Origin of the sequence: Bacteroides ilei (genome assembly GCF_900128495.1) — a bacterium.
GTDB classification, from domain to species: domain Bacteria; phylum Bacteroidota; class Bacteroidia; order Bacteroidales; family Bacteroidaceae; genus Phocaeicola; species Phocaeicola ilei.
The window spans coordinates 2025081-2051271 of sequence record NZ_LT635801.1 but is presented as its reverse complement, the minus strand read 5'-3'; the positions used below and the strand labels follow the sequence as shown (position 1 = coordinate 2051271).

Annotated in this window: 23 protein-coding genes and 2 pseudogenes; 8 read left to right on the top strand and 17 right to left on the bottom strand. The window is 42.5% G+C overall.

What is annotated here, in order from left to right; genetic code table 11:
- The first annotated feature begins 301 nt into the window (after nt 1-301).
- The 3 genes from istA to BQ7489_RS17860 are packed head-to-tail and all read left to right on the top strand — an operon-like array spanning nt 302 to nt 2927.
- Complete coding sequence (gene istA / locus BQ7489_RS08805) at nt 302-1909, top strand: IS21 family transposase (protein WP_072530708.1); 1608 nt, start codon at nt 302-304, stop codon at nt 1907-1909.
- A 6-nt stretch (nt 1910-1915) separates the two neighbouring features.
- The gene (istB, locus tag BQ7489_RS08800) at nt 1916-2638 is read left to right on the top strand and encodes an IS21-like element helper ATPase IstB (RefSeq protein WP_072532092.1); all 723 of its coding nucleotides are present in this window, start codon (nt 1916-1918) and stop codon (nt 2636-2638) included.
- A gap of 52 nt (nt 2639-2690) precedes the next feature.
- Nucleotides 2691-2927, top strand: coding sequence for a restriction endonuclease subunit S (locus BQ7489_RS17860; RefSeq protein ID WP_072530707.1), 237 nt, complete (start codon nt 2691-2693; stop codon nt 2925-2927).
- On the opposite strand, the gene BQ7489_RS08790 is transcribed toward BQ7489_RS17860, so the two are convergent.
- The 10 genes and pseudogenes from BQ7489_RS08790 to BQ7489_RS08745 all read right to left on the bottom strand — a co-directional run bounded on the left by BQ7489_RS08790 (nt 2920) and on the right by BQ7489_RS08745 (nt 13436).
- Nucleotides 2920-4173 carry a restriction endonuclease subunit S gene (locus BQ7489_RS08790; protein WP_113745285.1) on the bottom strand — a complete coding sequence of 418 codons (1254 nt, stop codon included), beginning with the start codon at nt 4171-4173 and terminating at the stop codon, nt 2920-2922. The genes BQ7489_RS17860 and BQ7489_RS08790 overlap by 8 nt on opposite strands.
- A gap of 5 nt (nt 4174-4178) precedes the next feature.
- On the bottom strand, nt 4179-5225 hold the full coding sequence (locus BQ7489_RS08785) for a virulence RhuM family protein (protein WP_072530706.1): 1047 nt from the start codon (nt 5223-5225) through the stop codon (nt 4179-4181).
- A gap of 11 nt (nt 5226-5236) precedes the next feature.
- Nucleotides 5237-6790, bottom strand: coding sequence for a type I restriction-modification system subunit M (locus tag BQ7489_RS08780; protein WP_072530705.1), 1554 nt, complete (start codon nt 6788-6790; stop codon nt 5237-5239).
- A gap of 4 nt (nt 6791-6794) precedes the next feature.
- A complete protein-coding gene (locus tag BQ7489_RS08775; RefSeq protein ID WP_005649223.1) occupies nt 6795-7529 on the bottom strand; it encodes a GIY-YIG nuclease family protein in 735 nt (244 codons plus the stop codon).
- 5 nt (nt 7530-7534) lie between these two features.
- Nucleotides 7535-10363: a type I restriction endonuclease subunit R, EcoR124 family gene (locus tag BQ7489_RS08770; protein WP_072530704.1), complete on the bottom strand. Its 2829-nt coding sequence runs from the start codon at nt 10361-10363 to the stop codon at nt 7535-7537.
- A gap of 16 nt (nt 10364-10379) precedes the next feature.
- Nucleotides 10380-10550: pseudogene (locus BQ7489_RS08765) on the bottom strand (helix-turn-helix domain-containing protein); the annotation flags it as partial.
- Nucleotides 10551-10632: 82 nt separating this feature from the next.
- Nucleotides 10633-12412: pseudogene (gene tnpC / locus BQ7489_RS08760) on the bottom strand (IS66 family transposase).
- 88 nt (nt 12413-12500) lie between these two features.
- Nucleotides 12501-12845: an IS66 family insertion sequence element accessory protein TnpB gene (gene tnpB, locus BQ7489_RS08755; RefSeq protein WP_072529653.1), complete on the bottom strand. Its 345-nt coding sequence runs from the start codon at nt 12843-12845 to the stop codon at nt 12501-12503.
- Nucleotide 12846: 1 nt separating this feature from the next.
- Nucleotides 12847-13215 (bottom strand): hypothetical protein, encoded by a 369-nt coding sequence (locus tag BQ7489_RS08750; RefSeq protein WP_008668732.1) that lies wholly within the window; start codon nt 13213-13215, stop codon nt 12847-12849.
- A 74-nt stretch (nt 13216-13289) separates the two neighbouring features.
- A complete protein-coding gene (locus BQ7489_RS08745; protein WP_239496933.1) occupies nt 13290-13436 on the bottom strand; it encodes a hypothetical protein in 147 nt (48 codons plus the stop codon).
- Between the two features lie 1376 nt (nt 13437-14812).
- On the opposite strand from BQ7489_RS08745, the gene BQ7489_RS08735 reads away from it, so the two are divergent.
- Nucleotides 14813-15172, top strand: coding sequence for a hypothetical protein (locus BQ7489_RS08735; RefSeq protein WP_005649216.1), 360 nt, complete (start codon nt 14813-14815; stop codon nt 15170-15172).
- A 99-nt stretch (nt 15173-15271) separates the two neighbouring features.
- Nucleotides 15272-15655, top strand: a complete 384-nt coding sequence (locus tag BQ7489_RS08730) for a hypothetical protein (protein ID WP_005649210.1) — start codon at nt 15272-15274, stop codon at nt 15653-15655.
- Here BQ7489_RS08730 and BQ7489_RS08725 read toward each other — a convergent pair.
- Nucleotides 15652-15873 (bottom strand): helix-turn-helix domain-containing protein, encoded by a 222-nt coding sequence (locus BQ7489_RS08725; protein WP_005649208.1) that lies wholly within the window; start codon nt 15871-15873, stop codon nt 15652-15654. The two genes, BQ7489_RS08730 and BQ7489_RS08725, sit on opposite strands and share 4 nt — an antisense overlap.
- Nucleotides 15874-16635: 762 nt before the next feature.
- Here BQ7489_RS08725 and BQ7489_RS08720 point away from each other — a divergent pair.
- From BQ7489_RS08720 to BQ7489_RS08710, 3 genes are all read left to right on the top strand, one after another.
- A complete protein-coding gene (locus BQ7489_RS08720; RefSeq protein WP_005649206.1) occupies nt 16636-17196 on the top strand; it encodes a phosphoribosyltransferase in 561 nt (186 codons plus the stop codon).
- A gap of 4 nt (nt 17197-17200) precedes the next feature.
- Nucleotides 17201-17689, top strand: coding sequence for an SLOG family protein (locus BQ7489_RS08715; protein WP_072530702.1), 489 nt, complete (start codon nt 17201-17203; stop codon nt 17687-17689).
- Nucleotides 17690-17781: 92 nt separating this feature from the next.
- A complete protein-coding gene (locus tag BQ7489_RS08710; RefSeq protein WP_072530701.1) occupies nt 17782-18675 on the top strand; it encodes a helix-turn-helix transcriptional regulator in 894 nt (297 codons plus the stop codon).
- Nucleotides 18676-18743: 68 nt separating this feature from the next.
- On the opposite strand, the gene BQ7489_RS08705 is transcribed toward BQ7489_RS08710, so the two are convergent.
- The 6 genes from BQ7489_RS08705 to BQ7489_RS17775 form a co-directional block, all read right to left on the bottom strand.
- Nucleotides 18744-19964 carry an IS256 family transposase gene (locus tag BQ7489_RS08705; protein ID WP_394334067.1) on the bottom strand — a complete coding sequence of 407 codons (1221 nt, stop codon included), beginning with the start codon at nt 19962-19964 and terminating at the stop codon, nt 18744-18746.
- Nucleotides 19965-20071: 107 nt separating this feature from the next.
- Entirely contained in the window at nt 20072-20320 is a 249-nt protein-coding gene (locus BQ7489_RS08700; protein WP_005649201.1) for a hypothetical protein, read from the bottom strand.
- A 268-nt stretch (nt 20321-20588) separates the two neighbouring features.
- On the bottom strand, nt 20589-21269 hold the full coding sequence (locus BQ7489_RS08695) for a hypothetical protein (protein WP_005649199.1): 681 nt from the start codon (nt 21267-21269) through the stop codon (nt 20589-20591).
- A 4-nt stretch (nt 21270-21273) separates the two neighbouring features.
- Nucleotides 21274-22395, bottom strand: coding sequence for an AAA family ATPase (locus BQ7489_RS08690; protein WP_239496932.1), 1122 nt, complete (start codon nt 22393-22395; stop codon nt 21274-21276).
- Between the two features lie 135 nt (nt 22396-22530).
- Entirely contained in the window at nt 22531-25809 is a 3279-nt protein-coding gene (locus BQ7489_RS08685) for a DNA primase (protein ID WP_072530699.1), read from the bottom strand.
- A complete protein-coding gene (locus BQ7489_RS17775; protein ID WP_005649194.1) occupies nt 25806-26009 on the bottom strand; it encodes a hypothetical protein in 204 nt (67 codons plus the stop codon). Before BQ7489_RS17775 ends, BQ7489_RS08685 begins: the two co-directional genes overlap by 4 nt.
- Nucleotides 26010-26191 lie beyond the last annotated feature (182 nt).

Here is a 26191-nt window from a genome sequence, read left to right as displayed (position 1 = left end):
TAAAAGCACAATCTTATATCCGTTCATCCCCTAAAAGGATGAAAAAATGGATAACCAGACATTAAAATCTCAATTTTTCCGGAGCATATCCGTTCACCTCCGAGAATTGCACGTTGTAGCACCTTTTTTCCGGAGCATACCCGTTCACTTTAGACGTATGCTTTCAGATTTTCCGGAGTATATCCGTTCAGCCGTGCATGGAATTGTGAGCGTATATCTTCGTTTCCGGAGCATATCCGTTCATTCTTTCCCCGGTTTCAGTTTCCTTTGTGCTGGTAAGCTAACAAGAAACAGCACAGTCATGGCAGGAACAACAAAGGATATGAGTCTGATAAAACAAGTACTCCAGCTCAAGCAGGCCGGAGAATCCAATCGCGGTGTAAGCCGCAAGTTACCGATAGACAAGGAAACCGTCAACGGTTATGTGAATACAGTAAAAGCCAACGGATGGAACATCAGCGACCTCCTTGAGATTGACGATCCCGAGTTGGAACGGATGTTCCATGCCGGTTCACCGGCATATACGGACAGGAGAATGGAAGAGTTCCTGATCCTGCTCCCCAGATACAAGGAACTGCTGACGGATTCCAAATCCCATGTAAGCCGTCAGGTCCTGTTCGATGAATACCGTGCGACTCATCCCGACGGTTACGGAAAATCACAGTTCTATTACCATCTGAAGCAGAATCTCGTTGCGAAGAAGGATGTTACAGCCGTACTTGCCAACACCTACAAACCGGGTGAAAAGCTCATGGTGGACTTTGCCGGTGACAAGCTCAGCTATGTGGATGCCGAAACCGGAGAAATTATCAAGGTGGAGGTGTTTGTCGCCTGCATGCCTTACAGCGACTATACCTATGTGATATGTGTACCTTCGCAGAAGACGGAGGACTTCCTGTATGCCATAAGAATGTGCCTGGAACATCTGGGCGGTGTTCCTCCCATACTGACTCCTGACAATCTCAAATCGGCTGTAATCAGCAATGACCGGCATGAGCCGAAGCTGAACAAGGCTCTTGAGGACATGGGCAACTACTACCATTTTGTAGTGCTGCCATGCGACCCGGCATCACCTACACAGAAGGCCCTGGTAGAGGACTCCGTAAGGATTACATATAACCGTATCTATGCCAGATTGCGTAACCGCACCTTCCATTCACTCCTGGAACTGAACCGTGCCGTATGGGAGCTGATGGAAAGGCACAACCAGACCCGTATGCAGAAGCGTCCCTACAGCCGTGAAGAGCGTTTTCATGCCATGGAGAAGGAACTGCTCAAGCCCTTGAAACCGGAACCCTATGAGATGCGTCTGTATGCCGATCTGAAAGTACAGGCAAACTGTCATGTGGAGCTGAGACAGGACAAGGTGACCCATTTTTACTCCGTGCCCTATATCCATGTAGGGAAACAGGCAAGAGTAGTCTTTACCCGTTCATGGGTTAAGGTCTATGTGGAGCAGAAACTGGTAGCTTCACATATCCGCAGCCATACATACGGCTATACCACAGTCAGGGAACATCTCGCATCCAGTTGCAGGGTAATCATGGAGCGTTCGGCAGCCTATTATGTGGAAAAGGCGAAGGACATATCGCCGGACTGCCATGAATACGTAAAGAGCATCTTTGACCCCAAACGTACCGCACAGCCTGAAGAGGTGTATTACAAGCTGTGCAACTCCATAGTCAGTCTCAGAAGGAAGTATGACCTTGCCACGTTTGACCTTACCTGCCGTCAGTGCATGGAGTACGGTATTTACTCCTACAGCAAGTTTGAAGCCATACTCAGACGTAACGGCATGAATGCATCTGCCGACGAGACGGTAATCTTCCATGCGCCTACACCGTCAAATCACGGGAACATGCGTGGAAAAGACTATTTTACAGGAAATGACATGAACCAACAACAATAAATGATTATGAGCAACGAAACAGAAAGAACACTGCACGAGCTGAAGCTTCCGGGAATGGCAAGCTGCTGGAGCTCCCTGGAAGAAACACATCAGTTGGACAAGCTTACCCTGCGTGAAGGCATGCAGATCATGCTCCAGTACGAACGTGACACGAGAGGGAACAACCGCATCCAGCGTCTTATAAAGAATGCCGGCTTCCGTCTGAGAGCCTCGATGGAAGAACTTGAAACGGACACGGCAAGGGGAATACAGGCCTGCTCTGCAGCCGACCTTGCAACCGGGAATTACATCACGGGCGGAATGACGGTCATCATTACCGGACCGGCAGGAACCGGGAAATCCTACTTCGCCTGCGCCTTGGGTGACAGGGCATGCAGGAACGGCCGGAAGGTACTGTACTTCACGATGAACATGCTCATTGAGAACCTGAAGCTTGTACATCTGGAAGGACGGGAGACAAACTTCTTCCGGAAACTGAACGCACATGACCTGCTGATTATCGATGACTTTGGGATGGTCAAGCTTGACGGCCAGATACAGCATGACTTTGAACAGATCATAGATGACCGGTACAACCGGAAGGCACTCATCCTGGCCAGCCAACTTCCCGTTGCAGACTGGTATGATGTGTTCCAAAGCGAACTCATTGCAGAAGCCTGTCTGGACAGAATCGTGCATAAGGCAATAAAATTTGACCTTAAAGGAGAGAGCCTAAGAAAGAAGTATTAACTTTGCCAACAACACTGAATACTAACTGGGGACTGAACGGATATCACCGGAAATGCTGAACGGGTATCCGCCGGAATATGCAGTTTTCCCATTGGCACAAGGCAGTACACGTTTCAATTTGCAAAAGAGCGATTTCATGAAAAAAAAGTTTCTTTTTCCAACGGTAGAAAAACAGAACAAAATATACTCCGTTCTCAAAGCCTATTCGGATAAGCTTTCTATCGAAAAGAATATAGCCAATTTACTTTGTGAACAGAAAAGTTACCTTTTACGTCAGTTGTTTATATAAACATCTGACGAAGTAGGTATTGTTTTTCTTTCTCATACGAACATAACAAACTTTTCTCTACATCAATCTTTGTTTGAATGCTTGTCAGGGCGTTAGCAATATAGACTACTTCATCCTCTGTTTTTGGAAGAGGAATGGAGTTTTCCAAGAAACGGGCGTTAGTAATGTTGATTGTGTTCTTCGCTCCTTTCTGTATAAGTGGATGCAAATAATTGAACGCATTGTTGGACTGCATGAAATAGAAGTGCAGAAAAACTCCGATGTTATCATTAATCGGCTTATATACACCATACAGAGGTGATACCGCAACAGCGTTTTTAATATAACAGCGTTTTACTATTCCATAAGGAAAATCACCTGTTGGGCTTTTTGTATAAACAATGTCACCATATTTAACAATATTGTAATGCGATGTTTCTTTGGCAGCAAAAGAGCGTCCAAGATATTCTATCTGATTAATGACACCTTGACTTACAGATACAGAACAAACAGTATAGCCATTTATATTCTTTTCTGTTCTCTCTTGTAGAACTTTGCTTAATTCCGTTTTCTGCCAATTCCCATCGCGTATTCCATCCATCTTTTTCTGATAAATAATTGCCTGAATTAAGGATTCATATTTCTCAATGATTTTGTTTTGGGTAGCAATACGCTTATCTATCGCTATTAACAATTTTGCAATTTTAGCCTGCTCGTCTTTTGAAGGAACACCAATGTAAGTTTCATCAAAATTACGAACACTTACTGAGAACACCTTTGTACCCTGAGCAATTCTCCTGATTTGTTTATGAAAAGATTCGGAAGCAAAAGCATAACCTTTATAACCAATAACGGTTTGATCTGTATTATCTCGTCCATGTATGGTATGTAATCCTGAAACAATTTGTTGACCATTACAATTAAGAATTTCAATAGCTTTGGCTACATCGTTCGTATCCTCAGAAGCATCAGCAAAAGAAACATCTCCCTCTTTGAATAGTGTATATGATTTCGGCACAATCTCTTCCTTTATATAAGGAAGTAAATCGGAAGAGGCATCAACCATTGTAGGCAAACCTTTATGAATTAATCCATAATGCAAATTCTTGATTTGTCCATTACTGTAGTCTAACTGTTCCCATGATAGAGAATTAGTCGGATAAAAATCTAAAAGGTTTGAAACTCTTACTTTTTTCCATTCCTCAGTAAATTCTGGAAATCTCAGATTTGGAACATTAAGGACTTTTTTATCTTTATTATTTGTCATAATCATTATTCTTTATCAGGATTAATATCAAACGGTAGAAAGTTTTCACCGGTATTAAAGCGATCAAAATCCGAACTAAACAAGCGGTCTTGAATGATTCGGTATTTTTCAAATTCGGCTTCAGCAAATTTCTTGGCAAACTCAGCCGTAACTTTGCCTGCATCAGTAAGGATTGCATCACCACCTGCTTCCAGAATGATGTCGATACGTTTTGCCCAATCTTCCATTGTCATAGGTATATGACGCTTTGCCATACGCTCTGCCATGTCCAGAACTGCATTGACCAAACGTCCCATATCTTCCAGTTCTATACCTTTCAGGTAGTTCTTGGCAATACTTACATCAGTCTTGACTATTTTCCCGTCTGGGGCATTCTCCCAGGTTGTCAGTCCCATGTGTTCTTTTTCAGCATCGGCTCTGTTCACAATCAGTTCTGCTGCTGTCTGGCCGTGTACCGCATAATGCATTTTGTTCTGAACCTTCTTGAAAAATAACTTTGTGGTTGGAGCATCACGATTATAATCAATAGCTGTGGCGTAAATGTCAGTAAGTTTTTGATAAAACCGGCGTTCACTGAGACGGATCTCACGAATCTCTGCCAGTAAGTGCTCAAAATAGTCCTCACCGATAAATGATCCATTTTCCATACGTTTCTTGTCTATCACATAACCACGTATAGAGAATTGACGGATGACTGAGGTACACCATTGGCGGAATTGTGTGGCTCTGATACTGTTTACCCGATACCCTACAGATATAATGGCATCCAAATTGTAGAACAGGGTCTTTCTGTTGACTTGACGTTCACCCTCTGTTTGAACTACCGAGAAAAACTCGGTAGTTGCTTCTTTCTGTAACTCCTGACTGGCATATATATTCTTAAGATGCAAGCCTATGTTATCTGTCGAACAATCAAATAAGGTTGCCATAGCTTTCTGCGTACACCAGATGGTATCATTCTGATACATCACCTGTATGCCATCTTCCTTGCCCTCAATAGCGAAGATTAGGAATTCTGCCGTACTGTTTCTTATCTCAAACCGTTTTGCCATTATACCTTCATTTATTCAACTAGTCCCAATTCTTTCAAATACACCTCAATCTCTTTGTCCAGTTCGGCACGTTTGGTTTCAAGTTCTTTGATTTCTGCCATTACGGCCTTGATGTCGATAGGTTCTTCTTCCTCAAAGGTATCAACATACCGGGGGATATTCAGGTTGTAGTCATTGTCGGCCACTTCTTGTAAGGTGGCAAGATGACTGTACTTTTCTATTTCCTTACGGTCACGGTAGGTTTCAACAATCTTCTGTATATGCTGTGGACGAAGCTTGTTTTGAGTCTTTACTTTTTCAAACTCCTTGCTTGCGTCAATGAACAGGATATTGTCATCTTCCTTACGGCATTTCTTGAAGACAAGAATACAGGTCGGAATACTTGTACCATAGAATATGTTGGCTGGTAATCCGATAATGGCATCTATGTAGTTCTTTTTTTCTATGAGGAAACGGCGGATAACACCTTCGGCATTTCCACGGAACAACACGCCGTGAGGAGCTACGCAAGCCATTGTACCGCCCTCATTCAAGTGATAAATCATGTGCAGGATAAAGGCGTAATCGGCTGTTTTCTTCGGTGCGAGCCGTCCGGCCTTGCTGAAACGATCATCATTGTTGAACTTGTCGGCGGCACTCCATTCGGCTGAGAACGGCGGATTTGCGACTACCGCATCAAACTGGGTATCACCGAATGCGTCCCATTCGAGCGTATCACCGTTTTCTATCTTGAAGTTGCTGAACTTGATTCCGTGAAGAAGCATATTCATACGGGCAAGGTTATAGGTAGTCGGATTCTTTTCCTGTCCAAATATATCAACAGCCTTTCCTATACTTGCTGCACGTAACAATAACGAGCCGCTGCCACAAGTAGGATCATACACATTGCGCAGACGTTGGTGGCCAATAGAAACAATTTCCGCCAATATGCGACTGACTTCCTGAGGTGTATAGAACTCTCCTGCTTTCTTTCCGGCTCCAGCAGCAAATTGGGAAATCATGTATTCGTAGGCATCACCGAGAATATCAATTTCCTGTGAGGCTTCCACACCAAAATCTATATCATCCAAAGCAAGAAGCACATTGCTGACCAATGTATTCTTATCGTCAGCAGTCTTACCCAACTTAGGAGAAGCCAAATCAATATCAGAGAACAGTCCTCCGAAATCCTCTTCACTGTCCTGTCCAAGTGTACTGTCCTCTATGCGTTTCAAAGAACGTTCCAGCATAGGCAGTATATTTTCTTTCCGCTTGATGGTATCTATCACTGATGAAAACAGGAATTGTGGTTCTATAAAATAACCGATATTTTCCAGACACTGGTTTTTGACCTCTTCCTGCAATTCCGCAGCATCAGCATCGGTCATATTCCATAATTCCTTAAAGGTCACTTCATCGTCTTCAAGCGCACTATTAGCGTATTTTTCAATTTTTTCTGACAAATATTTATAAAAGATGAACCCCAAGGTAAAATACATAAAGTCGCTTGCCGACATATTGCCACGCAAACGGTTTGCGACCTCCCAAAGTTGGTCACGGAGTTTCTGTTGTAATTCTTCGCTCATAATTTTATTTCAATTCTTTAATTTCATAACCCAATTTATCGGCAAGCTCAAAAATCTTACCTATATTTCCTTTTCCATGCTGTGATGAAACAACAAATTTAACACCATCATTAGAAATAAGGATGTCTTTTTCAAACCATCTTTTATGAGTGTCAGATGTTTGACTTTTCCAACGGTTTACTTCATCAACTGTTTTAATTAAACGATTAGGCAATAATTCAACTAATTCATTATAATTAACATGGTTAGAACCGACATAAACACGAATAACCTCTAATGCCAGCCTACCTTTTCCATAAGAACCAACTCCGTTAAGTGAATACTTTGTATAATCTTTTCCGTGATTGGTGCATTTTTGAATAGGCATAGATATTGGGTTATCACTACACACAGGTTGATTATTATCATACTCTGTTACGACAGCATCATCAATGGTTAATGCTATTTCTTTAAGAATTTCCAGTGCTTTTTGTGGTGCAACATTAAAAAACTCTCGGTTCTGACGAATACGAAAGTTCGTCAAATTGTCAATTATATTGTGTACAAGTTTTTCGACCTCATTATATTTTGCCGTTTTAATTGTGGCAAATATCTCAAAAGGCAAAGGTACAGCCGTATTATCAAGTTCCTTTGAGCGTACATCAACAGGTCTGGAACTTTTACCAATCTTTACCCAATCCTCACGAAAACTTGGATTGGTTAAAATATAAACATATCCTGGTTCTTTTATCTTATCCATACTCTTTAATCCCAACTAAAAGTTCTAATGATACAACGCAGACGGTCAAGAATGCGTGTCAATGCTTTTCTTGTCTTTATCAGGCCAAGATGTTTCTCTCTCAAAGCCTTTTGTATAATTTCCGGCTGTTCCTTCTGCAAATAGTCATACTCTTTTATATAGAGATTAAGCACCTCGGAAGAAATTTGTTCTTCATCAGCCAAATCACATATAGCTTTATTTCGTTCAGATACAATATACTGGTTCAGGCGTTCCTCCAATTCATTTGTACCGTCAGCCTTATTACGCCCAGTCATGAAGTTTTCCTTGTCTTCATCCACATTCTTTTTGATAAAGCCGTCTATGAGTTTGGCTTTGCCTCTCATTCCAGCATCCTTAATCATAGTATCAATGATATGCTGGCGTTTGGCAGAATAATCATCGCTATATGGGTCAAGGTCGGCAATGAGCTCAAGGATATAAGCCACATTGATAATGTCACTGTGCAGAAGTTCAAGACAGAAATCTATATCTTCCAAGCCTTGATTACTGCCGTATGGCACAGGATCTTCCGCAACAACTGGTGGTGTAACTGGAGGATTGATAAAGCCAACTGTTATGTCGAGGTATTTACTCTTATAGTCGTTGAATTGTTGTTCTGTCAGTCCAAGATCGTCCGCATCTTCGCTATAATCTTCGTATATCTGGATTTCTGCGTGTTTGCGGATTATATCACGAAAAGCTAGCACAAAATTCTTTTTGTCGTTTTCACTTTGCAGAAAGTCTATGCTGCCGGGCGTAGGATATTTTTGAAGAAACTCTGTTGCTAAAGTTCTGTATTCCTGTTTTACTTCCTCAAACGGAGGGCGCACTATATCCTCAGGATTGTCAGAGTTACTAAATAACCTGATAGACGTATCAACATTACTTTTCAAGTCACGAAAACAAACGATTTTACCAAAACGCTTCTTCTCGTTCAGTACTCGGTTGGTACGACTGAACGCTTGCAGCAAGCCATGATACTCCATGTTTTTATCCACATAGAGCGTATTCAGTTTCTTGCTGTCAAAGCCGGTTAAGAACATACCCACGACAAGGCAAAGGTCAAGCGGTTTCATGTCCGTTTTCTTCTTTTTCATGCGCAGGTTGATGTCATCATAGTATGCTCGGAAATTCTCAGTCGTGAAAGCTGTTCCGTACATTTTATTGTAATCATCCATGATGGCTTGCAGTTCGTCAGCTTCACCTACACTTTGACTTGTATATTGACCTGTACCCATACCTGTCTGGTCATCATCCTGGCTACTATTGGCTGCGTATGTAAACACTGCACCGATTCGGATTTTAGGATTCAAAGATTTGAAAATCTTGTAATAGCGTATAAGCACCGGAACGGACTGCACGGCAAACAAGGCATCAAATTCTCCATCAAATGTGGATTTGTTGAAATTGTTAAGGATGAATTTTGCAATTTCTTCCATCCGGGCTTGATTGTCATTATCAACGACTTCATTGCCGTGATAGTATTCCACAAGGAAACCAAGCACGTTTTCATCCGCAATGGCATCCTTAATCAGATATTTATGGAGGCAATTGCCGAATATTTCTTTAGTGGTATGTCCGTCCACCGCATTCTCAGTAAAAATAGGCGTTCCGGTAAAGCCGAATATCCGGGCATTGTCAAAGAACTTCATAATCTTCTTGTGGCTGTCCCCGAAATGACTGCGATGACACTCATCAAATATCATTACGATACGTGAGTGACGGACAGATTCAATCTTGTTGCTATACCAAGTCTTGCTGACTGCGGAGTTGAGTTTCTGAATGGTAGTGATAATAATCTTTGAATTGCTTTGCAGTCGCTTCACAAGTTCATCCGTATTGTCGGTACTATCCACCGCACCCGGCTCAAATGCCTCGTATTCCGATTGTGTCTGAGTGTCGAGGTCATGACGGTCAACTACAAACATCACCTTATCTACATCATCCAATTCCGATACAAGCTGTGCCGCCTTGAATGAAGTTAATGTTTTTCCAGCCCCTGTTGTATGCCAGATATAGCCATTGTCGTTAGAGTTTTGTACCCTGTCCAAAATCTTCTCTACCGCATAAAATTGATAAGGGCGAAGCACCATCAGGCACTTGTCGCCCTCATGCAGTACAATATATTTTCCTATAATTTTACCGAGCGTACACTTCTCTAAGAAAAATACGGCAAACTTATCCAACTCATTGAACGGATGATTGGCAGCATCAGTCCAGTTGAATGTGAATTTATAACCACTATTCGGATTATTGGCGAAATAACGTGTATTTACTCCGTTTGATATGACAAACAACTGGATATAGTCAAATAGTCCGTGGAATGAAGTCTTGTGGTAACGCTGTATTTGATTGTATGCTTGTTTCAGTTCCACGCCACGGCGTTTCAATTCAATCTGAACCAAAGGCAAACCATTTATAAGAATGGTTACATCATAACGGCATTTCTTACGTCCTTCCACCGTAATTTGGTTCGACACCTGAAACTCATTCTGACACCATTGCTGACGATTGAGAAACTCCACCCAAATGCGCTTGCCATCTGACGTGTCAAGCGGATAGAGGTCCCGGAGTTTTTTTGCTTTTTCAAAGCGCGTACCACCTTCCAGGTAGATAAGTATCTTTTCAAATTCCTCATCGGTAAATTCAGTACGACCATGCTCTGACAACCGCTTATGATTATGCTTCTCCAACTGCCGTTTGAAATTGGCTTGAAGATTATCTTCCTCTGCAATCTGGACATATTCATAGTCCATTTGTTGAAGGGCAGCGATAAGTCCGGCTTCTAATGCCGCTTCACTTTGTATTGACATAAATCTGCTTTATTCGTTATTCATTTCTATTTAGACTTTTGATAATCTCGATGCCTAATGCATTCTCTATTTTGCATATAGTCTCCAGTGACATATTCTTTTTCCCTTTCAATATTTTTGAAATATATTGTTGGGTACAATTCATCTTCTCAGCAAGCATTAACTGCGTAAAGCCAAGTTCCGTAACCATTCTATTTTCCGCCACGACGATTTTATCGGCTGTTTTTCAGCCGATAAAATAAAAAAGTTCGTAAGAAAATATTTTTGTTTTAACATTCCGATTTATAAAAACATGGCAGAAGAGCCTTCTTGTCGCAGTCCTTACCATGAAGAATACATTCAAACAAGTGCTTCAGGTAATCCTGAGGGTCTATATCATTAAGTTTGCAGCTTTCTATCAGGGAGAAGATGAATGCCGAGTTTTCTGCCGCATATTCACTACCTATATTCATGCAGTTCTTGAGCAGCAGCTTTACAGGTTTCATCCTTTGCTCACAGAGGTTGTTCGAGATTTCCGCTGCACCGTCCTTTAGGATATTTTTCAGGGATTTCCACTGGTTTAACGTATAGTTCGCAGCCTTTCTTATCAGTTCGTTAGCCATAATCTTCGCATCCTGCATCATCATGACCACCTTATGATGGATACGTTCAAGAATAGGTCCTGTAAGTTTAAGTCTTTTTTCCTTAATCTGCCCGCTGCTGAGTTTCATCATACGGAACAGATCTTCATTTCTGAACATATCACCGATAGGATTTATTATGTCCATTGCCCTCCTGTCTGAAGGCAAGGCATCAACCCACAGCCTTCTGCAGTGCGTCCAGCATCCTATATGAAGCACCTTTGATTCTTCTCCGTCAAACATCCTGTAAACCGTATATCCGTCTGTAGATATAGATCCCATAAAATGCTCAAGGAAGGTCTTTGCTACATCAGAGGCTCTACTACCGTTATTGTAATGATAATAAACCAGCTTGACATGTTTTGCAAAGAAAGCCCATAAATACTTTCTCCTGTAAGCCTTACCTTCCGGTGTTTCAACTCCGACAAGTTCGGTAGTCTCATCAACCATAAGGTATTTTGCCTGTTGTACAAACTCCTTGAAGACATCTTCCATAAACTCCCTTAGTCTGGAGATTCCGTTATGGATATAGCTGTTCAGCGTGGTGTTGCTTATGTGGATGCCTTCTCTTGCAAGCAGTCTTATCTGCCTGTTCTCAGGCATGCTGAAGTCATATTTCAGGCAAAGCAGGCGGGCAAGCAGTTCAGGGGAGAAGATACCTCCAAGGTTTTTCAAGGGATGCTCCATCGTGCTTGTGAAAGTGCCGTCGGCAAGCTTTACCCTCGCCACCTTGTACACATGCTCCACATTATGAGCCCTTACATGTTCTATGACCCTGTATTCCCACACATCAGCCATTCCGTTACGGTTCATAAGCCTTGCACCATCCGGGAGTTGGTAATAATCTTCTATTTCATGAACAACTACCTTATCCACCTTCAGCCTGGTCTTTTCTGCACGGGGAGCTGTTTCCTTTTTCCTTGAAGGCCTGCAGTTCTGTGCAGGTACGTTACCGGAAGAGGTATTGCTGCCAGTACCGTTACCATCTGCCTTATTATTATCATCTTTCTTATCAGAGCCGTCATACTCGGACTTCTCCATCGCAGACTTGTCAATGTTACGGTTGTTCAGCAGCCTTCTTTGCTCGGAGGTACGGCCGAAACGATGTTTCCTGCTGTCCTCAAGCTGAAGCCTGAGATTGGATATCTCATTTGCCAGCATCATGTTCACCTCGTCTTTTGCCTCAAGCTGCTTTCTCATAAGTTCNCATTTCTTTCCTGTAATGTTCAACCGTGGTTGATTGCTTTTCGAGGGATTCTTTGAGGTCATTGATTGTATCAACCAGAGCCTTGGAGTTCTCTTTGTTTGATTCTTCAATAGCCTTAAGCCTCGCAATCAGTTCGTTTACCTGTTTGCGAAGCCCTGCCTTTTCCTCATTTGCCAGACCCAGCTGGCAGCAAAGTAACTCGTATGCTCTTTCATCAATCATGATATAAAGGTACGAAAAATCAGGCAGTTACGCAAACTTTTCACCGTTTGTTTTTATATTATTTCATTGAAAGTCAACGTCTTATTGTTCATTCTTTAGGGGTTACATACATTCTGTCCACTACGATGCTTTCCGTCAGGTAAGCCATGTCAGACCACTGAATACGGTAGCACCTGGAGACTTCATCAAACACAGGTTTCTTGAATTTTCCCATAACAGGACGTTTCTCGTAAAGCACATAAAATCCGCGTTCATAATGAAGTATCTTAACGACCTTCCGGTTACGGGACATGAACATATATACATTGGATGCATCGCTCGGGTCAAGTGACATCTCTTCCCTTATACTCTCACACAGACGGAAAATGCCTTTCCGCAAATCCACATTACCGTTGAACAGGTAATAGTTCAGGTTAGCACTCAGTCCAAGCATATCATCCTATCATTTTATTAAGCAACAAGCTCAAATCAAGAACTGTGGTGTTTCTCAGGAACAGTGTCGCGCCGGATGTCAGTTGCAGTTTCACCCACTTAATCGGAGATTCGCCTTCAGGATGTTTCACTTCCAACTTCACGGTTGGACTGTTGCAAGGCTTACCGGTTATCTGGACTTTGGCAACCTTAGGTTGTTCAGCCTGGACTGTCTTACCCAACTTCTCGCTCCACAGCTGGTGACGCTGCCAGTTCATGAACTTGTCGTAGTTTACTCCATAATCAGCACAGAACTCCCGAAGATCCTTGGTCTCGCTGCACAACTGGTAGAGGTCATATACCTCCTGATAGTTTACTTTTTCTTTTGCCATAATCATTATTGTTAAAGGTTACGGCGCAAAGGTAGGGTTGTGAATAATGTGCGTCAAGGCGGAAAATAGTATGCTTACCCAAGTTCCGCCATCCGCTTAGACATAACCCCGGCTATTAACTGTGAATACTCTACCCAATTCTTTTTATCTTGCTCAATTCTGATTTCTGCTCCTGTAACGTCCAAAGCTTTACAGGAAATTTTGTCTGCTGCTATATTCATTAAAAAGATTACTTTATCGCACGTCTACATGCAAAGATAATGCAATTATTTGATAAATTACAACCAATGAGTTGTATTGTAGCTATATTAACTCAATTTTCTACTTATCAGTTTACGGAATAGAAGCCAGGTATCCACAAATAAACTATAGATATATAAAACAGACCGGCAGATATGCCTCGTATCTGTGACACCAGGCAAGTTTCAGCCGACAGGTTCATACAATCATGCAGATAAACCAGGACAGTTGCCAAAGACAGAGCCTTTAAGGTTACACTACTCTTCACTTCAAAGGCTCTGACATTGGCAACTGGTTACCGGTGGCTCGTCTGAAAACGCAAACAAGCAGGCCGTCCCGATGATGCAGGCTAAAGCTTGCACTGACGGAACGTCCTATATCCTTGAATACCCGTCTTAAAATACAGGCAAGCTGTTCCGACTGTTCGTATTTCATGCGATGCCAGAACAAATTGCCTTATACAGCGGAAACTTATCGGCTGACTTGCTTCGTATCCCGATACCAGGCAAGTTTCACCCGACAGGTTCATACAATCATGCAGATAAATCAGGACAGTTGCCAAAGACAGAGCCTTTAAGGTTACGCTACTCTTCACTTCAAAGGCTCTGACATTGGCAACCGGTTACCGGTGGCTCGTCTGAAAACGAAAACAAGAAGGCCGTCCCGATGATGCAGGCTATAGCTTGCACTGACGGAACGTCCTATATCCTTGAATACCTATCTTAAAATACAGGCAAGCTGTTCCGACTGTTCGTATTTCATGAGATGCCGGAACAAATTGCCTTATACAGCGGAAACTTATCGGCTGACTTGCTTCGTATCCCGATACCAAGCAAGTTTCAGCCGACAGGTTCATACAGTCATGCAGATAAATCAGGACAGTTGTCAAAGACAGAGCCTTTAAGGTTACGCTGCTCTTCACTTCAAAGGCTCTGACATTGGCAACCGGTTACCGGTGGTTTGTCTGAAAACGGATACTATGCTCCTCAGAAATCTTTGAATACTGAATATCAGGAAATCATTGGAGCATCATAGCCGGAACCGTTTCTTATGTGCAAAGGTACTTCGGACTGGAGAAACGCCAAGTGACGCTTACGCTTTCAGTCGGAGGACTTGACGGCAGCCTTCCGCAAATTTTCTCATGCCTCAAAAATTTGGGTATTCCGTCTGCATTCTCTGACTTCACACTTGTCTTTTTCTCCCTTTGGTCCGCAGTCACAAATGCACATAAAACGGTTTATCCCGGCCATGAAGCTCAATGAGCTTTACCAAAGGGAAAAGAACTGGAACTTCAAAATTCAAGTGTTATGCGAGCAAGAAGAATGGGTATCAAACAATCTTTTAATTTTTTACTGATATGTGCAGATTGATGACAACACAACTGGCGGAAGCTCTGGAGGGTTATCCGCTCTACTCCCAGGACGGCAAGGGAAAAGAGGCTGTTTGCCGTGCGGTTTTTGCCCTTGGTTCTGTAAGGTGGTTTATCCTTGAAGGAAACAGGGAGGATGACGATGTGATTCTATTCGGTATCGTAATCGGACTCATGGAGGATGAATACGGGTATATTTCCCTCAATGAGCTTTCGGATGTGGAGCTTGACCTGAGTGCTCAGGGGCTTGGCAAGCTTCAGGTAAGACAGCAGCAAGACTTTAATCCGGTTCCGCTGAAACAGATTCAGGACAGCAGGCTTCAGGAATTTCTTGAAAGGTTTGAATAGGCTGTAGGTAAACAGAAGTGGCCGGTCCTATCCGTCACGGACAAGACCGGCTGCTTATTATAGCAGGTAAATGAAAACAAAACTATAATTGTATGGTAAATGGAAAATTGTCGTAATATTTTTAATCTCTCTGCCCGGCATGGGTGGAGCGTTTCAATGGAAAACATGGATGGAATCCGGTTTCTCAATTTCAGGAGGAAGACTTCGAGCGGTGTGCCGTTCTGTTTTACCATTGAAGCCGGTAACGGTACAGCCGGCTGCATAGCAAAAGAAATACTCTCTTTCGTCAGTGCCGTTGTTCCTGAGAAATGTGCAAGGGAATGGATGATTCAGTCAGGAGCAATGGAGCCGTCCGAGTTCCTTCAAGCCGTATCCGACATGGAGGATGTCAGGCTAAGGGCAAGGCTGCTGGCTCTTGAACTTGCTGCTATGAATGCCAAATATAATGTTCTGGATACCATTCCATGGGACAGACTGAACTAAAGGTGTTTCTTACGCTTGCGGCCACGTTTGGGCAGGCCGGTTTCCTTGTAGGCTATCAGGTCAGTTCCTCTGAACACCCTTTTTGCCTTATCAGGTATCTTCAGGAAAGCCAGCGGCTTTTCCAGATAACGGATATAGGCATAGATGGTGCAGCGGTGAACACCCAGGTAGCGTGCTGCCTCCTTTACTGAATATGTCTTTTCCGGAACAACTTTCATTATTTCTCATGCTGGTTAATCTTTTCGTTTATTGGATGCCGTAAAGGTAAACAACTGATTATTAGCTGTCAATACGTCAAATATGGGATTATTCCGGAGATTGTGGGATTTGTATGGATTATGTGTTACCTGTCATATCCAATACAGCAAGGCTAAGGCGGTTGATAACGAATCTGTTTTACGGAAATCAGGAAGGCATATATTTGATGGTTGACAGCGTTGACAGCAAATCCAATGAAAATCCGGCATAAAATCAGTCTTGGAAATTGCTGTAATACAACATATTATATTCTTTCTGATATTTCTTATAAAGAATAGAGTATTATAATGTGTCAACGTTTGGCTATGGATTTTTAGCGGACTGAAAATTGTGGCTACAGTTGTCAACGTTTGTCAACGCATGATTTCTATGTGAAGTATCTGATACACTGACAGATACTCTCTGTCAACACTGTCACCCTTGAAACGGGTGCATTTTATTATCTGAAAACATCTGATGCGAAAGGGATACATGGTTATCCTAATGTACCATTACAGCCACAGGTTTGTTCAGCATGCCTCTGCAGATATTTTTTTGCAAAGGTATCTCCGGCATTGCAAACGTCAAACACAGGGCTGAAAATCTTCCTCAAACGGGGTTGAGCGTATTTTCAGTTTCCCTTGTAGTTTGCCTTATTGAATGCCTGCGCTTCTGAGAACTGCAAAAAATATCCTTCGGGCAAGCTGAAAAACTTGCTGACAGAAGGGAAAAAATCAGAGCGTATGGTACAGATGGACGAAAGCATCAGAAAGCAGTTAGAAAAACCACAGACATGGTTCTGCAAGTATTTTCCCAAACGTATTCAGAATGTGGGCGAAAAGGAAATCGCCGACAGACAGTTGGTTTATGACTTTAAGGATGGAAGGTCTCATGAAGCGGTGGCACAGATGACGGCAGCAAGAATGATTGAGGAACACGGAGACGGATGTTCTCAGTTGGTATTCATTCCGGTTCCGGCATCATCGGTAAGAAAGAATGAAATCCGGTATATGGACTTCTGCAAAAGGGTATGTGAACTCACAGGAGCAATAAACGGATATGACCATGTAAGGGTATGCGGAGAAAGGCTGGCAGTTCATGAAAACCGTAAGGCTGAAAAGGAAATCAGAAAGGTAAGCATAATTGAGTTTGATGAAGAGTGGTTCAAAGAGAAAGATGTCATTGTTTTTGACGATGTAATCACACGCGGAATCAGTTTCGGTATGTATGCGAATCAGCTGGAGAGTTTCGGAGCGAATGTCATTGAAGGCATCTTCCTTGCAAGAACTCATTATAAAGTATAGAACTATGAACGGAATATTATCAGAAAAATCAAAGTCACTGGCTTTCACGGGACACAGAACTGTTCCCGTAGAAAGACAGAATGAAATAAGGGCACGGCTTGTTGAAGCCGTGTCCGTCGCCTGCAAATCGGGTATAACCTGCTTCTATTCAGGCATGGCCATGGGATTCGACCTGATGGCCGCTGAAGCTGTATTGTCACTGAAGGGAAGGTATCCGAATATACGGCTCATTGCCGTTGTACCTTTCAGAAGACAGAGCTGCCGGTGGCCTTCAATTGAAAAGGAACGTTATCAGAAAATAATTTCCCAGGCAGACCGGGTTATCGTATTAAGTGAATACTATTTCAAAGGATGTCTTCTAAGGCGCAATGACTTCATGCTGGAGCATTCATGTGGCGTGATAGCCTTTTATGACGGCAAACCTTATGGTGGGACATTCTATACCTGCAGGGAGGCAGGGAAGAGAGGTATGGATATAGTCAATCTGTACTGAAAATTTACAGAAAACAGATGTGCAATTTTCTTGCATATCTCATTTATAATGCTTATATTTAGATAGTTAAATAAGTTACAAGAGGTGATTTTATGAATAATATCTACAACCGCTACATTTGGTTGCTGCATACAGTCTATCAGGAAAGAAAGGTTACTTTTGAAAGGCTTTGTGATATTTGGAAGCACCATTTCCTGTACAATGGAAAGCCGCTGAGTCTGCGCACATTCCATCATCACCGGAAAATGATTGAGGAAAATTTTGATATAGTCATTGCGTGCAACAGAAAGGACTATACATACTATATCCAGAATCTGGATGAAATACTCGGTGACAGCTGCCGTAACTGGCTGTTCAACAGCCGTATCATTGATGTAGCTCTTAAGAGCAGTCCGTGTCTGTTCCATCGTGTCGTACTGCCTGACATGTCAAGTGGTATTGAATACCTGCCGGATATATCGGAGTGTATCAGCGATGGGCATGAGCTGTACATATTCTACACCAATGACAAGGGTAATGAAGTGGAAGGCCGTTTCCGACCGGAAGGTTTGAAGCTGTTTCATAACCGCTGGTATCTGCTTGGGTACAGGAACGGATCAGAGTTCTGTGCTGTTCCTCTTGATGCACTGACAAGAATCTATCTCAGCGGAAACAGGTTTCAGACTGACTGCAGATTTTCGCTGGCGACTCGTCTTTCTGACACCATTGGTGTTGTGGCTCCGACCGGACAGCAGCCGGAAGAGGTTACTCTAAGGGCTTACGGTCCATTTGCTGATTATCTGAGAAAACATCCTTTCCACCATTCGCAGGTGGAAAGGAATGATATGGGGACTTTCACGTCTTTTGATTACATGCTTCTTGTGACTGACGAACTAGTTGATGAAATACTGGCTCTTGGTGATAAGGTGGAGATTACTTTTCCGGAAAAGTTGAGAATGAAGTTGCTTCAGAAAATTGGACGTATCAGAAACAGGTATGCAACATAAAAATCTGCAATTGTGACACTGTCCAAAAGTTGTGTAAATGGAAACAGGATTCAGCTGTAAGTATCTTCTTATATCTGGATTCTGTTTTCAAATATAAGCATAAATTGGTTCATAATCAATCCCCAGCTATGAATAGGCTGTGTCCATTTCTTTTCAATCTCCATAAGTGAAAGATAGACGGTCTTTTTGACAGCATCATCCGAAGGGAATGAGAGCTTTGATTTTGTGTACTTTCTGATTTTTCCGTTCAGGTTTTCAATGAGATTTGTAGTATAGATTATTTTTCTGATTTCCAGCGGGAATTGGAAGAAAACAGTAAGATCATCCCAGTTGTTTCTCCATGAAAGTATGGCATAAGGATACTTTCCTCCCCATTTCTTCTCCAGATTGTCGAGTTCCGTGGCTGCGGCCTCTTTATTGGGCGCATTATAGATATTCTTCATATCTGCCGTAAACTCTTTCTTATCCTTATAAACGACATATTTACAGGAGTTTCTGATCTGATGTACCACACAGATTTGAGTGGATGACTGGGGGAATACGGTGCGGATGGTATCCGTAAATCCATTCAGATTGTCGGTACAGGTAATCAGTATATCCTGTACTCCACGGGCTTTTAAATCGGTCAGTACACCCATCCAGAAAGAAGCACTTTCTGATTTGCCTACCCACATACCAAGAACTTCCTTCAGGCCGTTCTGCCTCAGTCCGACGCAAAGATAGACCGTCTTGTTTATGATCTTGCCGTTATCCCGAACCTTGAAGACAATACCGTCCATCCAGACTATCAGATAAACAGGATCCAAAGGGCGGTTCTGCCATTCCTGAGCGGCTTGATTTACCTTGTTTGTAATGATGGAAATGGCTGATGTAGAAAGTTCTATTTCATAAATCTCACGCATTTCTTCCTCTATATCAGAAACACTCATTCCTTTGGCATATAGGGAGATAACGAGCTTTTCTATAGAAAGTCCACGGCTTTCATGTTTGGGCACTGCTATCGGCTCAAACTGGCCATTACGATCACGGGGAATGGAAATGACCGCTTCCCCATGTTCAGTCTGGATTTTCTTCGGATAACTGCCATTGCGTGAATTACCACTGTTATTACCGGCCACAGAATTCTTCTCATAGCCCAAATGGGCATCCATTTCACCTTCAAGCATCTTCTCCAATACCTGGGCATGCAACTGCTTCAGAAACTTGCTTACATCGGCTTCTGTCTTGAACTGGCTAAGGAATTCCTTGCTTAACACCTCATCGGGCACTACTTGATTCTTTTCTTTCATAATCTTCTTCATTTTGCAAATGTATAAAATAAAAAATACGAGACTCTAATTTGAATCCCGTATTTCCATTTACACAAAATATTTTATAGTGCCGCAATTGTAGAATATTACTTTTGAGTAGTAAGCATTCGCTCAATCATTGCTTCAAGCTCAGGATTCAATGGACGTTCTGTGTCCATACACTCCTTCTCACCGGCAACCAGGTCATCATATATATTCCTGTAGCGTTCAGCTTCACTGCCATCACAGCAAAGCATAGCCGTCTCAAACTCCTTAATCATTTTCTTACGCTGGCTCTCCGGATATTCCTTACTCTTACCATAACTGGTAATAGTAAATGTTTTTGCCACAATCATAGGATTTATTTGTTATACCTTTGTTTATAGTCTTTTTACTATACTAATATACAGAAATATTCTGAAAAATCAGAAATTTAATACTAAACCCGTAAGAAATTATTTGCGAATTTCAGCTTTACAATATTACTGTTTATCCGAAATTCCTGCTATAGTTGAGATTTAACATGCTTTCCCAAACTTACATCTTCCCATTCACCACCATGAGAATCTTATAAAATTTATATGCCAACAAAAGAGAGAAAATCTATCTTTTATTGGCATAATATTATATATTGCATTTGTTCTCCAAGTCCAAACAGAACAAATCAAGGCTCCGGCTTTTCTGGCGGCATGTCCTAAGTCCTTTTCTCATATCTTTTGATATATTGTCATAGTCCAAGTTCTTTTTGTCGGTGTTGATGTATCTGACTCTTTTTTTACCGTCAATCCTGCCAATAAGATAATGTAACCGTTCTTTTGGATTTGCATACTGTGCAGTTTCTTTACAGGAATTATCGAATAAAGGTATAAGCCATGCGTCAGTCTCTTCAATTGCTATTGCATATGCAACCTTATCACGATAAGTCTCCGGAATAATGTTCGAAATTTTATATTCTACTGCTTTATACAGATAATCACAATATTCTTTCCAATCTGTATCTTTTGTACGTAATGGTTCATTTATATCATACCCAGCTTCACCTCGTTCTGCAGTATCAATCTGAACAACAAGCAAAGCATCATCTGCCAATACATCAAAAAAAGACTGGAGCAGGCTATTGTCCTCACATGATTTCAGGACCAGATTCCAGTTGCTGAAATTCATTTCATTCAAATCTGTTTCGTCAAACTGTTCACTGGGACGCAATTGAACGACATCACTACCATCAATACCCTTCAAGGCCTTCAGAACTGCCTTTATTACAGCTATGTCAGCTTTACCTTCTGCTATAATACCCAATCTCATATCGTCAGAAATTATAAGGTACACCGCCAATAAGCCCCTTCATCCACATTTCTGAAAGCATCATGCGCTGTTCACCTGTCTGTTCTTTAGTCTGGATACGTTTAGCCTGCGTTTTTCCTTCATCATTACGGGTCACAACGTATAATCTCTGACTGCCGTCATTAAGATTCAAACCATCCAATATAGCCGGATTATGCGTTGTTATAAGCACCTGCTTACCATTCTTGACAGCCAATTCACAGATTTTCTTCATGAGAAATCTGCACAAACGGGGATTCAACCCATTTTCAATGTTGTCAATGCCAAAAAAGTCAGGAGTCTTCCTGCTGATAAATAATGTCAGATAAAACAAGAGCTCCAAAGCGCCTTCATTGGCATTCTCTGCAGAGAAAAGATTGTTCTTTTTCTGCATAAACTTATCCCTGAAATAAAGGTTGGATTTACTTCTTCCCAATTTATATCCCTGCATCTTGTATATTTCCTCACTGTCAAAGAATATATCTTCAATCCAGGATATATAGTCTTTAGCTGATTCTTTTATCTGTATGATTTCTTCTTTGGATATGTTGTTAAGAAGCACATCAAGACCTTCTCCATTCAAACCAAGAGGATATTGCAAGCTTTCTGAAGTCAATCCACGAAGTGCGTTGATTGACAGTGAATAAATAAGATACTTGGACAAATATTCCCTTAACTTGTCTGTTTTTTCTACTGCTTCCTTAATATTTCCACGTCTTTCTCCTGTTGAGTAAGTAGCTTTCCAAGTAGAATAAATATCCTCTGGAGTTAAATTGGTAATTGCATATTTTATACGTTCTCCTTCAGTCCCAGATATATTTACATTAATGGTGCTGTTGGATGGCTGACCATAAAATGAACTTATCATCAAGTCTGGTTTCGCTATTCTAATACCTTTCTGTATCATGGAATTTACCTCTATTTGGGCAGAACGCTCAGCTGCAACCATTGCTATAGCTTCAAGAATATTTGATTTACCGGAACCGTTAGCACCGATAAAAACATTGACATTACCTAAAGACAATGTCATATCTGTTATTGACTTGAAATTTTTTACAGTTATAGTTTCTATCATATTGTCTGTTTTACAAAAAGCACCTAATTCCATATCAGGTCGTACATATAAGTACAAAGATACGGAAATTTCACTATAATAATGAATTAAAAAGCATATTTTTAGACACATAACATAACTTGTTAATCAGTATATTAATATAATGGCTCTCTTGATACAGCATAATAATCAGCCAAAATGTAATTCCTCCTGTTTGACTGGATGTTGTTGCCCAACAGGTATTTCCTCCTGTACCTCAGATACCACTTCAGTTTCAAGATCCAGTCCGAAAGTCTCTTTCAGCTGGAGATAATCAAAGCATAAAGCCTTCGGTCGGTTTACCTTTACCTTCTTAACCTGCTCGCCATTTACAATGTCGATGGTATAGTCAGGAAGTCCGCTTGGCAGAAGTATGGTGAATCTGTCCTGTTTCAGGCCCAGATATGAAGCATGGGATTTCAGGTACGACATGATGGTGGACCAGTTCGAGCGGTTGGAGGTGGAACCTGCATTCCGGCTGTTGAACAGTGATGCCACGGCTGCTGTGTTCAGATAGAGAATCGGACGTGCCTCCTTAAATTCTATATCTTCTTTTACAGACAATGGGTGGAAGGATTTCATATACCTTATACGGTAATGTGCCTTCTCAATACATTTCCCTGAAGTCTGGAATCCCTGAAGCATACTCCAGAAGTCCGCTATCTCTGAACTTTCCTGAGCCAGCTCATTCTGGTTGCGTATTCCTTTGACTGCTGTTTCAAAAAGCTCCGCATAGCTGAAAGGCACGTCAATGACAGTCTCCAGTGTTCTGAATGTAGCCAGTGGAATAACCCAGTTCCCGAAAATACGGTCATGGATGGTTTCATTATCCAATTTCGCAGCCAGCTCACGCTTGGTAATGGAGTATATTTCCGGAAAGTTCTTTTCAAACAGTTCCCGGTGTCCCAATATCTCCAGGGTGAGATGGGTAAGTCCCATGTTACAGACTGATACAAGGTCTTCATAAGCCCTTTTTTCATTCTGGTTGAATGATGTCTTTGAAAAGGCAAGGAAGATGACACGGGTATAGAGTGCCATATCCTGTGTCGGCTTGTCCTGGCCGCAAAGGGCTACACCTGTTGTGACAATGGTCTGTGCTGCCATCCCGTCCGTATTCGTATTCTTCTTGGTCTGGCCGCCACCGCCCCAGAGCCCTTTCAGATAGGCTATCTTGCGGATGTCGAGGTCGTTTTTGTATTCATCCAGAACGGCAAGTGTATTGACGGCCTGTGATACACGGTCGTTCATGGCCGGTACGGAAGTTACACCGAGATTGGGCGGATCAACTCCGTGCAGAAAGAAGGACTGGAGGGAAGTGGCCAGGGTTGTCTTACCGGTTCCTTTCTCACCGAAAAGGTTCAGAATGGGAAAGTGACGGGTGCGTCTGAATATGATGTCACGGAAGAGGGTGGCAAGAAGGTAACAGAAGGCTACGCTTGCATTCTCACCGAATACTTCCATCAGTCTGCCTACATAGTCATGCAGCTTTATTCCGTTACGGTTCTCATGTACCATGAGTCTTTCAAACTGGAATATCTCCGGATTGTTGAGATAGATTTTTGAAGTGGCCGGTATATAGAAGGCCTTGCCGTTGATTCCACGGACAATACCCAAATCATCAACGGCATTGAATGTGCCTGCAAAAAATATTCCGTTACCGAAAGCGAAGAATCCTTCAGCCGCATTCCAGCCGAGCTTTCTGATACGTTCTGCCGTATCGGTCTTTGAGTACAGGTATTCCTTTACACGGTTGAGTTTGTCTATCTTGGCCAGCCATACATAGTTGCCCAGCGAGCCGACCTTCTGCTGAAAGTTGCTCAGTGAGCAGAGTTCTGACTCCTTCAGTTCTATCACCCTACATACATTGTACATATTCCTCATACGGAAGATTCTGGTTCCGTTTATCTCATCCTCGATATGGAACAGTGGTTCCATGATGAAGTTGGAGATTCTTGACGGTTCATCATCATCTTCACCGATGGAGTAGTAACAGTTTTCCCTGACAAACAGCCCGAACTGGCGCAGCAGCTCCGCTTCACGCTGCATCTCGTTCATGGCCGCAGGTTTGTCGTTCCTTTTCCTGGCTTCGCCACGTGCCTGGGTAACGGCATCACGCCATAGCTTTACCTTGCCGTGCAGTCTGGAGAGCTGTTCTATGCACTGGTCATACACAAGCTGGTCTTTTATATAGCGCAACAGGTCAGCGATTTCCGCAACACACTTTCTTTCCTCTACCATGGAACCGGCTACCAGAAAACGTTTCTGTGCCAACCAGATGATAAAATGCTTTTCCGGGAGTGAAGTGTAATCCTCCCTGCTGCGGATATAGCTGTCGGCATCATTCTTGGCATATTGTACTTCTCCATCTGCCTCGGATGGTATTTCTGCGAAAGGAAGTTCCCTGACTGTTACATGGAATCCTTTTCTTATTGCTGCAGCCCCGTTGGTCATCACCGCCTCAAATCCAGGTCCGTATGGCTTGCCTTCCGCAATATCTGAATCTGGAATGAAACAGAGTGAGGATACATACTTCTTCAGCTGCTCGAACTGGCTGTCACTCCAGGCTGTTCCAAGTGACGCTACTGTATTGTCGTATCCAATCGACTGCATTCTCAGGACATCAGGAGCACCTTCCACAATGATATAATAGTCGGCATCACGCAGTCTGGCGGCACGGTCAATACCGAATACTGTTTCTCCCTTGGAGTAAATCATGCTTGTTGCCGAGTTGATATACTTGGGAGCTTTCCTGTTGTCTCCGATGTATCTGGCTGTATAGGCAATGATGCGTCCCCATCTGTTTCTCACGGGAATCATGATACGCTGTCGGAACATGGCGTATGTGTTGCCGTCCTCGCCACGCTTGAACATGCCGAGTTCGTACAGCAGTTCTTCGTTCAGAGCCTTGCTTCTGCAGAAATCCATAAAGGCCTGACCGTCCTTCGGTGCATAGCCTATTCCGGCAAAGGCACAGAACTCCTCATGCCACCGGCTGTATGCGTAGGCCCTGGCATCAAGGCTCTCTTCCTTGTCTGTTGCCCTGAGACATTGAAGGAAAAAGGTCTGGACTGTATCGAGAACTGTCAGAAGTGATTCCCGGTGCCTGGCTTTAGCCATCTGTTCCTCACTGCGCTCTTCACTGATGTATTCTACCGGAATATTATGGTTCCTGGCAATAAATTCCACGGCGGCACTGAAGGAAAGGTTTTCCTTTTCCATTATAAACGTAATGGAATCACCGCCACGGTTACAGCTGAAGCAGTGGAAGAGATTCTTGCTGGGAGTGACAGCAAAGGAACCGGTCTTCTCAGTATGGAAAGGACAAAGTCCCATCAGGGTTAAGCCTTTTCGGGACAGTCTGACATAAGGACTGAGTACGTCTTCTATGGCAAGTTCCCTTACTTTCCGTATGGTTGTTTCGCTTATCATAACGTACTGAGCAGGTTCCAACAATCGATTATTGACTGGCCGGAGTATTTCGGGCGGCTGACATTATTAGGATTAAGCGGTTGGATATACCCGTTTTCTCTGTATTTTTTGAGTGTCTTGTTGCTGATACCGAGTTCAGCACAGGTGCGCTTGACTGAATAGACACCGTTTGGATCGCACGCTGGTCTGATTTCTTTCATTATTATAAAATCATTATGAATGTGCGATACAAAAGACCTGTCCGGCTTTATCGTTAGGTGGTAAAGCTATAAGCTGGTGAACAAAGGTTACTGACGCACATTCCTGTACCTACTATAATTGCTTTCTTTATATTTCATAGAGTATCACGGCTAAACTAAACATGCATAGTTTGTCACTATTA

Coding starts and splice junctions, on each gene's coding strand:
- BQ7489_RS08705 (WP_394334067.1), bottom strand. CDS start 19,964: ATGAAAGAAAAGAATCAAGTAGTGCCCGATGAGGTGTTAAGCAAGGAA.
- BQ7489_RS08720 (WP_005649206.1), top strand. CDS start 16,636: ATGGTACAGATGGACGAAAGCATCAGAAAGCAGTTAGAAAAACCACAG.
- BQ7489_RS17860 (WP_072530707.1), top strand. CDS start 2,691: ATGCTGAACGGGTATCCGCCGGAATATGCAGTTTTCCCATTGGCACAA.
- BQ7489_RS08790 (WP_113745285.1), bottom strand. CDS start 4,173: ATGACAAATAATAAAGATAAAAAAGTCCTTAATGTTCCAAATCTGAGA.
- BQ7489_RS08715 (WP_072530702.1), top strand. CDS start 17,201: ATGAACGGAATATTATCAGAAAAATCAAAGTCACTGGCTTTCACGGGA.
- BQ7489_RS08735 (WP_005649216.1), top strand. CDS start 14,813: ATGTGCAGATTGATGACAACACAACTGGCGGAAGCTCTGGAGGGTTAT.
- istB (WP_072532092.1), top strand. CDS start 1,916: ATGAGCAACGAAACAGAAAGAACACTGCACGAGCTGAAGCTTCCGGGA.
- BQ7489_RS08780 (WP_072530705.1), bottom strand. CDS start 6,790: ATGAGCGAAGAATTACAACAGAAACTCCGTGACCAACTTTGGGAGGTC.
- BQ7489_RS08695 (WP_005649199.1), bottom strand. CDS start 21,269: ATGAGATTGGGTATTATAGCAGAAGGTAAAGCTGACATAGCTGTAATA.
- BQ7489_RS08775 (WP_005649223.1), bottom strand. CDS start 7,529: ATGGATAAGATAAAAGAACCAGGATATGTTTATATTTTAACCAATCCA.
- BQ7489_RS08750 (WP_008668732.1), bottom strand. CDS start 13,215: ATGGCAAAAGAAAAAGTAAACTATCAGGAGGTATATGACCTCTACCAG.
- BQ7489_RS08710 (WP_072530701.1), top strand. CDS start 17,782: ATGAATAATATCTACAACCGCTACATTTGGTTGCTGCATACAGTCTAT.
- BQ7489_RS08690 (WP_239496932.1), bottom strand. CDS start 22,395: ATGGAATTAGGTGCTTTTTGTAAAACAGACAATATGATAGAAACTATA.
- BQ7489_RS08725 (WP_005649208.1), bottom strand. CDS start 15,873: ATGAAAGTTGTTCCGGAAAAGACATATTCAGTAAAGGAGGCAGCACGC.
- BQ7489_RS08700 (WP_005649201.1), bottom strand. CDS start 20,320: ATGATTGTGGCAAAAACATTTACTATTACCAGTTATGGTAAGAGTAAG.
- BQ7489_RS08745 (WP_239496933.1), bottom strand. CDS start 13,436: ATGAATATAGCAGCAGACAAAATTTCCTGTAAAGCTTTGGACGTTACA.
- BQ7489_RS08785 (WP_072530706.1), bottom strand. CDS start 5,225: ATGGCAAAACGGTTTGAGATAAGAAACAGTACGGCAGAATTCCTAATC.
- BQ7489_RS17775 (WP_005649194.1), bottom strand. CDS start 26,009: ATGAAAGAAATCAGACCAGCGTGCGATCCAAACGGTGTCTATTCAGTC.
- tnpB (WP_072529653.1), bottom strand. CDS start 12,845: ATGCTTGGACTGAGTGCTAACCTGAACTATTACCTGTTCAACGGTAAT.
- istA (WP_072530708.1), top strand. CDS start 302: ATGGCAGGAACAACAAAGGATATGAGTCTGATAAAACAAGTACTCCAG.
- BQ7489_RS08770 (WP_072530704.1), bottom strand. CDS start 10,363: ATGTCAATACAAAGTGAAGCGGCATTAGAAGCCGGACTTATCGCTGCC.
- BQ7489_RS08730 (WP_005649210.1), top strand. CDS start 15,272: ATGGAAAATTGTCGTAATATTTTTAATCTCTCTGCCCGGCATGGGTGG.
- BQ7489_RS08685 (WP_072530699.1), bottom strand. CDS start 25,809: ATGATAAGCGAAACAACCATACGGAAAGTAAGGGAACTTGCCATAGAA.